General features: G+C 45.1%; 12 protein-coding genes. 10 read left to right on the top strand and 2 right to left on the bottom strand.

All coding sequences use genetic code 11. The annotated features are described in order from the left end of the window. Positions 1-21: 21 nt before the first annotated feature. The 9 genes from HF322_RS05085 (at position 22) to HF322_RS05045 (ending at position 8,972) form a co-directional block, all read left to right on the top strand. The gene (locus tag HF322_RS05085) at positions 22-837 is read left to right on the top strand and encodes a thioesterase family protein (RefSeq protein WP_169392333.1); all 816 of its coding nucleotides are present in this window, start codon (positions 22-24) and stop codon (positions 835-837) included. Positions 838-1,028: 191 nt separating this feature from the next. Next, a complete protein-coding gene (gene htpG / locus HF322_RS05080) occupies positions 1,029-3,011 on the top strand; it encodes a molecular chaperone HtpG (protein ID WP_169392332.1) in 1,983 nt (660 codons plus the stop codon). A gap of 255 nt (positions 3,012-3,266) precedes the next feature. After that, the gene (locus HF322_RS05075) at positions 3,267-4,733 is read left to right on the top strand and encodes a C13 family peptidase (protein WP_169392331.1); all 1,467 of its coding nucleotides are present in this window, start codon (positions 3,267-3,269) and stop codon (positions 4,731-4,733) included. Positions 4,734-4,871: 138 nt separating this feature from the next. Continuing rightward, positions 4,872-5,981, top strand: a complete 1,110-nt coding sequence (locus HF322_RS05070) for an S-(hydroxymethyl)glutathione dehydrogenase/class III alcohol dehydrogenase (protein WP_308811484.1) — start codon at positions 4,872-4,874, stop codon at positions 5,979-5,981. 128 nt (positions 5,982-6,109) lie between these two features. After that, complete coding sequence (gene fghA, locus HF322_RS05065; RefSeq protein WP_169392329.1) at positions 6,110-6,997, top strand: S-formylglutathione hydrolase; 888 nt, start codon at positions 6,110-6,112, stop codon at positions 6,995-6,997. Between the two features lie 93 nt (positions 6,998-7,090). Beyond that, positions 7,091-7,789: a ribulose-phosphate 3-epimerase gene (rpe, locus tag HF322_RS05060; RefSeq protein WP_169392328.1), complete on the top strand. Its 699-nt coding sequence runs from the start codon at positions 7,091-7,093 to the stop codon at positions 7,787-7,789. An 85-nt stretch (positions 7,790-7,874) separates the two neighbouring features. Beyond that, entirely contained in the window at positions 7,875-8,213 is a 339-nt protein-coding gene (locus HF322_RS05055) for a hypothetical protein (RefSeq protein ID WP_169392327.1), read from the top strand. 12 nt (positions 8,214-8,225) lie between these two features. Next, positions 8,226-8,534 (top strand): hypothetical protein, encoded by a 309-nt coding sequence (locus tag HF322_RS05050; protein WP_169392326.1) that lies wholly within the window; start codon positions 8,226-8,228, stop codon positions 8,532-8,534. Positions 8,535-8,663: 129 nt separating this feature from the next. Continuing rightward, a complete protein-coding gene (locus HF322_RS05045) occupies positions 8,664-8,972 on the top strand; it encodes a hypothetical protein (RefSeq protein ID WP_169392325.1) in 309 nt (102 codons plus the stop codon). Between the two features lie 93 nt (positions 8,973-9,065). On the opposite strand, the gene rpmG is transcribed toward HF322_RS05045, so the two are convergent. Both rpmG and rpmB read right to left on the bottom strand, forming a co-directional pair. Continuing rightward, positions 9,066-9,221: a 50S ribosomal protein L33 gene (rpmG, locus tag HF322_RS05040; protein ID WP_068037488.1), complete on the bottom strand. Its 156-nt coding sequence runs from the start codon at positions 9,219-9,221 to the stop codon at positions 9,066-9,068. A 36-nt stretch (positions 9,222-9,257) separates the two neighbouring features. After that, positions 9,258-9,494: a 50S ribosomal protein L28 gene (gene rpmB / locus HF322_RS05035; RefSeq protein WP_169392324.1), complete on the bottom strand. Its 237-nt coding sequence runs from the start codon at positions 9,492-9,494 to the stop codon at positions 9,258-9,260. A gap of 542 nt (positions 9,495-10,036) precedes the next feature. On the opposite strand from rpmB, the gene HF322_RS05030 reads away from it, so the two are divergent. Beyond that, positions 10,037-12,444: hypothetical protein (locus HF322_RS05030; RefSeq protein WP_169392323.1), on the top strand; the 2,408-nt coding region annotated here is incomplete at its 3' end.

Here is a 12,444-nt window from a genome sequence, read left to right as displayed (position 1 = left end):
AAAAACGGAAAATAGAAACTTATGAGCGCTTATTACCACTGCCTTGATCGCAGTCATCAAGCAGATGGCAGTTGTATTGCCCACTATCAACCAACCTTGAACGCGCAGGGCACTTGGAATTTGGACGATCAGCACATGGCGTCAGCGGCAGGACTCATGACCCGCGAGCTTGAGCATTTTGCACCCGAGCAGCACATGCGAATCGCAAGAATTAGCTTTGATATTTTAGGGCGAATTCCGCTAGCGGATACCACCATCACCACGCGATTTGTTCGCGCAGGGCGAACGATTGCGCTGCTTGAAGCGGTGTTAAGCGTTCAAGGTCGCGATTGCATCGTAGCTCGGGCTTGGCGACTGCTCACCCAAGATACCAGTGCGATTGTTGGGATTGAGGATAGCAAATCTGAGTTTGCGCCAAGCGACTTGCCTGAGTGGGATGAAATGCACCGCTGGCCGGGCGGCTTTATCAAAACGCTCAAACTGTATTCGGTGACGGGTCGCCGAGCCGGTCGCGGAATGGCTTGGGTGACCACCGACGTTGAGATGGTGGCAGGCGAGCCGACCTCGGATTTAACGGCGCTCATGGGAATGGTCGATACGGCAAATGGCATCGTTCCGCGATTAGGGCTGGGTCTTGATGACGCCGACTGGATGTTTCCCAATACTGATTTGCAAGTGCATCTATTTCGCGCGCCGATTGGTCGCGATCTTGGCATTGAAGCCGTTCAGCAATTTGGCGATGATGGCATTGGCTTAACCAGCGCCATTTTGCATGACATTAATGGTCCTTTTGGTCGTAGCGAGCAGATTTTAACCGTTCGTCCTATGCCAAAGTGATGCCAAAATAGCGGCTCTTTAAGTAAATTAAGCGTCTGCTTTAAACCTAAAACCTTTTAAAACTACAAAAATCGCCTTTTGGCTTGAAATATTTTTAGCTGACCTTATTTGTAATTTCAGCGCCGCCGTTATGGGAATAATGGCGCCATGGAAATCATTTTAGTCAAAAATTTTGGAAAAAAGGAGCAATCATGAGCGATACGACTCAAGCTAATGACAATAATCAAAATAATCAAGCTCAGCCCAAGCAGCATAGCTTTGAAGCTGAAGTTGCGCAACTTTTGCATTTGGTGACCCACTCGCTGTATTCCAACGCGGATATTTTCGTTCGCGAATTGGTATCAAATGCCTCTGACGCTTGCGACAAATTGCGCTTTGAAGCCAACACCGATGACAGCCTTTATGAGGACGACGGTGAGCTTAAAATCCGCATTGCTATCGATAAAGACGCCAAAACCATCAGCTTTATTGATAACGGCATTGGCATGACAGAAAGCGAAGCGATCGAAAACTTAGGAACGATTGCCAAATCCGGAACCAAAGCCTTTTTGGACAAATTATCTGACGCGCAAAAGCAAGACGGTCAGCTGATCGGTCAATTTGGGGTGGGCTTTTATTCAGGATTTATCGTGGCTGATACCATCACCGTTGAGTCAAGAAAAGCAGGCGTCCCAAGCGATCAAGGCGTCCGCTGGGTGTCTGATGGCACTGGCGTTTTCACCGTCGAAACCATCGATAAGCCAACTCGCGGAACGACCATCATTTTGCATCTCAAAGATGAGTACAGCGACGAGGGCAACTTTGAAAGCAACTATTTAGACCGCAATAAAATCAAACAGCTGGTTAATAAATACTCCGACCATATCAGTTTGCCAATTCAAATGCGTAAAGAAGTTTGGCAAGAAGATGTCAAAGAGGACGAGGACGACGACACGCCAGCAGGCGGTCAAATGGTGCTGACCGATGAGTGGGAAACCATCAACAAAGCCAGTGCGCTTTGGACGCGAAGCCCGTCGGACATTAGCGATGATGAGTACGTTGATTTTTATAAAAACATCACTTATGACTTTGATGCGCCGCTGACTTGGACACATAACCGCGTTGAAGGTCGCGTTCAGTATACCCAATTGCTTTATATCCCGAAAAAAGCACCGATGGACTTGTACGCTCGCGAGCAGCAGCATGGCTTAAAGCTTTATGTCAAGCGCGTGTTTATTATGGATGACGCCGATCAGCTGTTGCCGATGTATTTGCGCTTTGTAAAAGGGGTGATTGATTCAGCCGACTTGCCATTGAACGTGAGCCGCGAGCTGCTGCAAGAATCGCGCGATGTCAAATCAATCCGCGATGGTAACGCCCGCCGCATCTTAACGCTGCTTGCAAGCCTTGCTAACAGTGACGATGAGAGTAAACAAGAAAAATACCGCGAGTTTTACCGCGAGTTTGGCGATGTCATCAAAGAAGGTCTTGGCGAGGACATGGGCAATCAAGAGCGTATTGCCAAGCTGTTACGCTACGCCACTAGCACCCATAATGACGTAACGACCGGCTTTGAAGACTATAAAGGTCGCATGATTGACGGTCAAAAAGCGATTTATTATTTAACCGCGGACAACTTAGCGGCGGCGAAAAACAGTCCTCAGTTGGAACTGTTTAAGAAAAAAGGCATTGAAGTCATTCTCATGACCAGCCGCGTTGATGACTGGGCAATGAACTTCTTAACCGAGTTTGACGGTACGCCACTTCAAAATATCGCCAAAGGTGCGGTAGATTTGGGCGACTTGCAAGATGACGCTGAAAAAGCCGACGCGGAAAAAGCGGAGGAAAACTTAAAGCCGGTGGTTGATAAGCTTAAATCAACGCTCAGTGGTCGCGCCAAAGACGTTCGCGTGTCCACCCGACTGGTCGATAGTCCGGCTTGCCTTGTGATCGGCGAGGGTGAATTGTCGCCGCAAATGATCCAAATGCTCAAACAAATGGGTCAAGACGTTCCTGAGGTGAAACCGACGCTTGAGGTGAACCCTGATCATCCTTTGATTAAAAAACTTGAATCAAGCGATCAGTTCGATGACTTAGCGCAAGTGATTTTTGACCAAGCGCTGCTTGCTGATGGCGGTCAGCTTGAAGACCCTGCTGCTTATTTAAAACGCGTTAATGAGCTGTTGATGAAATAACTTAAGCTTCAGCAAAATAACGCTTAAGTAAATTTGCCAATGAATGATAAAAAAGGTCTGAACTTCAGACCTTTTTTTATGGGAAAATCTAAAGTCCTTGCTTGATCGGCGTTACAATTCACTCTTATTGTCTTTACTCACAATCCGTTACAATTGCGACAGATAAGCAAGATAAACTAATCAAAGCCAAAAGCCAATTTCATATCGGCTTGACGCGACTTGCTTTATTTTATTGACCAGCTTGAGGTCGAAGCCTTGCCATTATCATCGCCTAAAACCGTCTCCTTACACCGCTTTTCATTTAATATTATTGCCAATATTATTGCTTCCTTGTGGATGCTCGTTGGCTCAACACGCGCCTTTGCTTGGGTCAAACCAACCTTATTGCAGTTTGTCTTATTTGCGCTGCTCGCGCTTGCCAGTAATGTGCTGTTTTCTTGGCTTGCTGCGGATATTGGTAGTGTTTTTAACGAGCAAGGTTTGGTCAGCTATTTGATTTGGCCCTCGATCATTGTGCTTGGTGGGATCATTTTGGCAGGTCGCGTCGGCAACCAATCGATGGTGTTTGTTCCGGCGATTTTGTGGCTAGTGGCGGATACCTTATCCGCGCTATTACAAAGTGCGGTTCAGTTTTTAGGATCGCATGGCTGGCTGTTTGATTGGAGCTATGCATTTTTACCGATTTTATTTTTGCTGTTGTTTTTGTGGCAAACGCTTGCGCTTTTATGGATTTTTTCGCGACGCTTTCGCTCGCCGTGGTGGGAGCGCATTATTATCTTGATTGGCGCGGTGGGGCTACTGACCATTTGGCAAAAAAATGTCGCCGACCAGCCGATTTTCAAACCCGTTGTGGTAACGCCGGTATTAGAAGAAGCGGCGCTTTACGAGCAGCCCTTTTTACTTAAGCAAGCGCTTAGCCGCGTTGAAGCCAATACAGCAGGCAAAACGGACTGGTATTTTATGGGCGTGGCAGGGTTTGCCGAGCAAAACGTTTTTCGCTCCGAGATTGATAAAGTTAGGCAATTATTTGATGTCAGATTTGGCACCAAAGCGCATTCTTTAGCTTTAATTAACAACACTCATAGCTGGCTTGAAGAGCCGGTCGCGACCAAAACGAGTATTTTACAAGGCTTAAAAACCATTGGTCAGCAAATGGATGTGGATGAAGATGTGCTTTTGTTAACGTTGTCCTCACATGGCAATCAAGATATTTTTCAGCTGGCGAATCCGCCGCTTGATTTGGAAAATATCGACCCAAAATGGCTCAAAGGCGCACTTGATGCTGCCGGAATCCGCTGGCGGGTGATCGTGATTTCGGCATGTTATTCAGGATCATTTATTGATGAGCTTATGACGCCAACGACCGTGGTCATTACCGCATCTGCCGCTGACAAAATGTCGTTTGGCTGTACCAATAGCGCGGAAATGACTTATTTTGGTCAAGCCTTTTTTGCTGAAAGTTTGCGCGAAAATAACAGCTTTGCCGCCGCTTTTGAGGACGCTAAGCTGCGCGTCAAAGCTCGCGAAAGCATGATGGGATTTGAGCCGTCCGAGCCGCAAATGGCGATAGGAAGCCTTATGAAATCGGCGTTGCCAGCGTTTGAAAAGGCGCTATTTGACAGCAGCTATTCAAATAACAGCGTTCATCCTATTCATGCCAACCAAGATGCTGAGCATTTAAGCGCGCATCCCATTGATGAGGTGACAGCGGCGTCCCCTTAATTCGCCAAAATTGCAAATCAATGAGTTTAATAATATTAAAGTTTGATTGGTTGCTGATAGCGCTGATTTGCGTTAAGGTCATCAAGGGCTAAAACTTTAGCCATCATTTACGATTGATTTAATAAATTTAAGGACAACATCATGAAAACTACTGCTGCTATTGCTTGGGAAGCCAATAAGCCGCTCACCTTGCACGAAGTTGATTTAGAAGCGCCAAAAGATCATGAAGTATTGATTGAGTTAAAAGCCACCGGTATTTGCCATACCGATTATTACACGTGGTCGGGCGCGGATCCTGAAGGTCGCTTTCCGGCGATCTTAGGTCACGAAGGCGCGGGGATCGTGCTTGAAGTTGGCAAAGATGTGAAAAGTTTAAAGCCGGGCGATCACGTGATTCCGCTTTATACGCCTGAATGCCGCGAGTGTGAGTTTTGTTTGCATCCCAAAACCAACCTTTGCCAAGCCATCCGAACCACGCAAGGCGCAGGATTGATGCCTGACGGCACCTCACGATTTAGCCTTGATGGCAAGCCAATTTTACATTATATGGGAACGTCTACCTTTGCTCGCCATACGGTATTGCCTGAGATTGCCGTTGCCAAAATCCGCGAAGATGCGCCATTTGATAAAGTATGTTATATCGGTTGCGGCGTGACCACAGGCGTTGGCGCAGTCGTTTATACCGCACAAATGGAAGCGGGTGCGACCGTTGCCGTCTTTGGTTTGGGCGGTATTGGACTCAACGTCATTCAAGGGGCAAAGCTTGTGGGCGCTCGCCGAATTATTGGCGTCGATTTAGACCCAAGCCGTGAAGCTTGGGGTCGCAGGTTTGGTATGACCGATTTTGTGAATGCCAAAGAAGTTGATAACGTTGTTGACCATATTATTCAGATGACTGGCGGCGGCGTGGATTATTCTTTTGAATGTATCGGCAACGTCAATGTTATGCGACAAGCGTTAGAATGCACCCATAAAGGTTGGGGTCGCTCCATCATTATCGGCGTGGCAGGCGCAGGAGAAGAAATTTCTACCCGACCATTTCAATTGGTGACTGGTCGTAAGTGGGAAGGCTCAGCTTTTGGCGGCGCTCGCGGTCGCACGGATGTGCCGACCATCGTTGATTGGTATATGGAAGGCAAAATCGATATTGACTCGCTCATCACCCATAAGCTCAAGCACGAAGAGATTAATAAAGGCTTTGAGCTGCTAAAAGATCCGGCTTGCATTCGCAGCGTGATTGAATATTAATTTGCGTTATTCACCTTGCTAACGCTACCTTGCCAAGCTTATTAGGTTTGGCAAAGTGGGCTTTATCATTATCATTTTAAAACGCTGATAAAAATGTATAAAAAATGGGACTCTCATAAGGAGTGATTATGGCTTTTTCCTATCCTCATAAATTATCGTCAAAACTGACTAAAATCTCAAACAATCGCTGTTTTGACGGCGAGCAGCATTATTACCGTCATGATTCAGCCGCGACCAAAACGCCCATGAGCTTTAGCATTTATTTGCCTGATGATGCACTTTCAGGTCAGCGTTGTCCGGCGATTTTGTATCTGTCGGGATTGACTTGCAATGCCGATAACGTCACTCATAAAGCCCATTTTCAAGCACTTTGTAGTGAGCTTGGCATGATTTTTATTGCCCCCGACACCTCGCCAAGAAGTGATGCGGATAATGGCGTTGACGTTGCTAATGACGAGCGTTATTTTGTTGGTCAAGGGGCAGGGTATTATGTGGACGCCACGAAAGCGCCTTGGTCTGAGCATTTTAATATGCAAAGCTATATTGCTGACGAGCTTTACGAGTTATTGCGCGAAGAGTTTCCGATTACAAGCATTGGCATTATGGGGCACTCCATGGGCGGTCATGGCGCGCTGCTGTTGGGCTTTAAATTTCCCAGTAAATTTGTGAGCGTCTCAGCCTTATCGCCAGTTTGTTCCGCAAGTGAGTCGGCTTGGGGTCAAGCGGCATTTTTAGAATATTTTGGCGATAATAAAGCGCTTTGGGATGAATTTGATGCCGCCAAAGTCATCGAAGCATCAGGGCGGCAATATTCGAGCATTTTGGTAGATCAAGGCGCGGCAGATGAGTTTTTTCACGACGGTCAACTGATGCCAGAAAAGCTGCAAAAGGCATGTTTTGCTGCTGATCAGCCGTTAACCCTGCGCTATCAAGCCGGATTTGATCACAGTTATTATTTTATCCAAAGTTTTATTCATGATCATATTCAGCACCATTATCAAATGGCGCAGCTTTAAGCGATGTTTACGATTGCAATTTTTTGCTATCATACCCATAAAAGTAATTGTTGATAATATCGCTTATCGCTCATTAAAATTTATGGAATTGTTATGACTGCCAATCGCTCTGTCACCTCTGATTATTTGATCGCGCCCTCCATTTTATCCGCCGATTTTGCAAGGCTTGGCGAGGAAGTGGCAAACGTGTTGGCGGCGGGCGCGGATGTGGTTCACTTTGATGTTATGGACAACCATTACGTGCCAAACCTCACCTTTGGCAGTATGATTTGCCAAGCGTTGCGTGACTTTGGTATTGATGCGCCCATTGACGTTCATTTGATGGTGTCGCCTGTTGATGGCATGATTGAGCAGTTTTTAACGGCAGGGGCGAGCATTATTACCTTTCATCCTGAAGCCAGCCTTCACATTGACCGCTCATTGCAGCTCATTAAAGCTGGCGGCGCAAAATGTGGTTTGGTGCTCAATCCAGCAACGCCTTTGCATTATCTTGACCATGTGATGGATAAAGTTGATCAAATTCTTTTGATGAGCGTCAACCCCGGTTTTGGCGGTCAGTCGTTTATCCCAAGTACGCTGGATAAAGTTCGCGCGGTTCGCAAACTCATTGACCAAAGTGGTCGTGATATCCGCCTTGAAGTGGACGGTGGCGTCAATGCGAAAAATATCCGCGAGATTGCTGAAGCTGGCGCGGACATGTTTGTCGCAGGGTCTGCAATTTTTAACCAAGCCGATTATAAAACTGCCATTGATGCCCTGCGCTCCGAGTTGGCAAAAGTCAAAAAAGCGTAATCAGGCTTTGGATTAACATTGAGCTTTGATGAGCTTGGGTTAACAATTTTTTATAAAGCATCCCAAAAGCGTTATGAGGTGACAGATGGAACAACAAACGACATCGCTAAACAACCGCGCTGAAGTATCCCAAAAAAGCCTAGTTCCCAAAGGCATTACCATTGGTCTTGCGATTTTTGCACTTATTTTAAGCTTAGCAGGTTACGCGTTTCGCTTAATTGTTGGTGATGATTTGGGCGAGGTTTTACGTCACGCCGCTGTCATTGTTCCCGCTTTTATGATTGGTATCCCGCTGTTTTTTTGGGTGGGATCGCGCATTTTAAACAAAGTTAATGGACTTCATATCGAGCCGAGAAATGCACTAAGCCTTGGCTGGCTTACCGCTTGTATTTCCATGCTTTGGCTTATGGGCAGTTACAGCTGATCGGACAAATTTATGCAACCCTCCTTTAATTTGGCAGCGCTTATCTTTCCAAAAGAGCTGCCAAAGTCACTTTTTATTTTGCTAATTATCGGCTGCTTATTGCTTGGGCTTGCCTCTTTGCGTCATGGTACTGATTTGGACGGCTGGCTTAACGTCGTTGAAAATTGGTTATTAATGCTGCTCATTATTCCAACGGCGACGGCAACAGTTGCCTTGCCTTTTAAATACCGCGATCCAACCTTGGATTTAAAACTCACGTATTATTTAGGCATGTTTGTTGCGTTTTTATTCACCCTTGCCAAATTGCGCTATTGGCATTAGCATTCATCAAGTCCCGTTTTAGCGTTTTGTTTGCTTGCATAATTGTGCTTGAATTCTGGGTTAAAAGCATCCATTGTAAGGGTATTGGCGACTCTCCCGTAAGCTTTCGGGACTATAAGGATGACAATTATGCCCTATGATATTGATAAAGAAATTGATTTTGATGCTGAGACTGAACGATTTGCAAAAATGGCAAAGGAAACCACGCTTGAGCTGATTGAAAATGAAGCAGGGCAACTGCTGCTTCGCGAAACGGGCAACAGCGATGAGGCTTTAATGACGATTGATTTTTCAGACAAACTCAAAGAGCTTTTAGGCACTGATACCCAAGCGATTGGTCAGCATATGATTCAAGCGGCAATTCAGGTGATTATGCAAAAGCAAATCAGCCGCTGGCATGCGCAAGTTTATGATAAAGAACCAACGCGTTATAGCTGATTGTCTTTAAAAAATCAGCGACAAAAAAAGGGTTTATCAATCGATAAACCCTTTTTTATAGCTAAATAGCTCACTAAAAAGTAATGGTTAAAATTACTTGATTTTAGCTTCTTTAAAAATCACGTGCTGGCGAATTTTTGGATCAAATTTTTTGATTTCCATCTTGCCAGGCATGGTACGCTTGTTTTTGGTCGTGGTGTAGTAATAGCCAGTACCAGCGGTTGATACCAATTTAATTTTATCTCTCATGACACTTATCCTTAAATGGGGGCAATCAGGCGCTTATTAGATCTTTTGACCTTGGGCGCGTAAATCTGCAAGCACCTTATCAATGCCTAGCTTGTCAATCACACGCATGCCTTTGGTAGACACACGAAGGCGGACAAAACGGTTTTCAGACTCAACCCAAAAACGGTGGTTTTGCAGGTTTGGCAAAAAGCGACGACGGGTCTTGTTGTTTGCATGCGAAACATTATTACCCACCATAGGGCGCTTTCCAGTCACTTGGCAAACTTTAGACATGGCGAACTCCTAATCTATAAGATATGAGGGACTCTCATACCGGTCTGGGCAAGGCGCGCAATTTTGCGGCATGGACGCAGCACACTCATTGACCAAACAAACTATTTGAAGGTTGAGCTGACCGATTTGTCACTAAAGGCCAATAACAAAGGCGGTCAATTCAGAAATTTTTAAAGCCGACATTTATACCATAAAATCATAAATTATTCAAATGTTTTTGTGCAGATTGAGGTTAAAGGAAGGAAGGTAGAGGGACGCGGCTAAAAAGGCTATGTGATTGATTATTTAATGCAAAAACTGAATTTTTGGTTGTAACTTAAGACAAAAGTCAGTAAAGTTGCTGTTAGAATTAACGTACAATTTGTTAATATATACCACAATTTAATTACATACTGCAATTTTAGCCCCGTTGTTTATTTTGACCAACACTAATGACAACGATTCAGGGCAGCTCATTGTTTTTATCTTCTCGCCGCTGCGGAGTTTTGTTCATGTCTCATAGCTCATTACCTCTTAATTCAAAGTTGTTTCAACTGACATCCTTGTCTTGTGCCTTAGCTTTAGCAGGCTGTGGTGGCGGTGATGGGGTGGATGTGGTAGCGCCTCCTATCGGCGGTGGTCAAGGTAACAACAACACTGGGGGGAGTAATGGCGGTTCAGGTGGAACGCAAACCCCAGCTGAAGAGGCAGATTTTCACTTACAAAAACTTTATACCACCCCTGCAAATATTGAGCTTAGCGATGAGCCTGTGGTCTTTTCAGTAACCGTTAAAGCGGCTGAAAAAAAATCAGGGTCAGCAGTAATTAATAAAAAAGTCAGCTTAACAGTTGAGGATTCTGAAAATAATGGCGTTACAGTTGAAGGCTTGAGTGATCAAACCACCAATGACAAAGGTGAAGCCACTTATGAGTTAAAACTGAATCCCAATGTTATCTCAAGCGCTCAACAAGCCAGTTTGCTGGCAAATGGGTTTAAGTTAAAAGCAACCGCTAAGCGCCAAAATGGCGCGATTGTAGAGCAGGTTCATACCGTTTCTGTGCGAAAAAAAGGCAGTGGCGATGGCACTCAGGTCACTGAAAGTAAGCTTAGTGTCAAAACTGGATTAGTGACCACCTCAGTTTCAAATAACAAATTGAACCCGTATGGTGATACGGCGGTTTTAACTATTCAAACCAAAGACCCAAGTGGCGCATTGGCAGCAGGGGTAACTGTTGGCGCAAGTATCCTTGATATTAAAGGGGTGAGCCTTGATAGTTCCAGCCAAGTAACGGACAGTCAAGGGATATCGCGTTTTAATATTAAAATTGATAACGATCTGAGCAAAGAGGAGCGCGACAGCTTAATTCGCTCAGGGCTGTTTTATAACGTTAATATTCAAGAAAAAAATGGCGCAACCAAAAAAGTCAGTGGCACTTTACCCGTAGCAAGCCCGATATCTGATTATAATCTTAGTATCAAGGGTAATAACAATCCTATCAATGCTTTTGGTGACAGTCAGCCGCTGGTCATTAGTGCGACCCCCGTGAATAGTAATGTTCCAACCAAAATTGAGGGTTCAAAAGTATTTATTACTTTAAATAATCCTATAGAAGGCGTCACATTAAGCAGTAATGAGTTGATTTTTAACGCCCAAGGTCAAGCCTCTGTTACGCTCAATGTAGCAAAAAATCTAAGCACAGCGGCGCGAAACCAAATTGCTAAAACGGGTATTGGTTATACGGTGAGTTTGACTGAGCCGAATTATTCAACTACGGTGACCGCATTTAGCAGCTCAGCTTATATTCCCCAAGCTCAAAACAAAGTAGGCTTTGTATCAAGTAGCAAAACTCGCATATCAAGCTTTGGTAGCACAGTTGACGTTGTTTTCCGAGTCAATGACAATAAAAATGCCCCTGTAGCAGGTCAAACTGTAATCGCTTCTCTGCCTTCGGATTTAGCCCAAAAGGGGTTATTGCTGCTTGATAATAGCGCCCAGCAAATCACAAATGACCAAGGTCAAGTTAAATATACAGTTTTTGTGCCCTCAGGATTGAGCGCTGCAAATCGAGCACTTCTTGAAAAAGCAGGCGGCTTTGTTCTTAGTGCTCAAGCGATCGAGACTTCAGGCGCAAGCAGTGAAATCAGCAGTGAGCGCATTCAGATCACTGCCGATAGTGAGACACTATTAACGAGTAAAACAGTTCCTGGCGTTGTTAATATCTTAAAAGATCAGTTTGAGATCGTGGTTAATAGCAAGCGCCCCGATGGCAGTGTAGCTGTTGGTAAATCAGTTAAACTGGCGATCAATAATGTCAATGGCATTAGCATTCAAAATAACCAACAAACTACTAACAGCTCAGGACAGGTCACGTTTACTGTAAATGTCAGCCAAGATCTTAGTCAGCAACAACGCGATAGTTTAATCACATCAGGAATTGGCTATACCGTGACGCTAACAGATAGCGATGGGGTTGCAACCCAAACCAGTGTGGCAAAAGTTGCAATGCCTGAGGCTTTATATCAGCTTAATTATGGTGGCTCTAGTCAAAAACAGTTATCAAGTTTTGGCGGTAGTACTATTGTTACCTTTAGGGTGAACAATAAACAAGGCGGCGTCATTAAAGATCAAATTGTTGGGGTAGCCCTTCCAAAAATCCTGACACAAGAAGGTCTTTTAAGCTTAGACGGGGACACTACCCAAAAGACCAACGATAAAGGTGAAGTAAGCTTTACAGTTCGTGTTCCAAGCAATTTGTCAAGCGATCAGCGCGCCAAACTGGAAGCTGCAGGACAATTTGCCTTAACCGCAGCTATTGTGGAGTCATCAGGAGCTTCTAGCAGCCTTAGCAGCCCTGCTATCACCATCAGCAGCAAGCTTCAGCAAAGCTTAAGCACGCTTGCCACCCAAACCGATCCTAGCGTGGTCAACGTCCTAAAAGACCGCTTTGACATCATAGTCAGTGGCAAACG

The sequence above is a fragment of the Psychrobacter sp. MF31 genome, from assembly GCF_012847335.1.
Lineage (GTDB): Bacteria > Pseudomonadota > Gammaproteobacteria > Pseudomonadales > Moraxellaceae > Psychrobacter.
The sequence above is the reverse complement of the archived record's forward strand: the minus strand, read 5'-3'. Positions and strand labels throughout refer to the sequence as shown.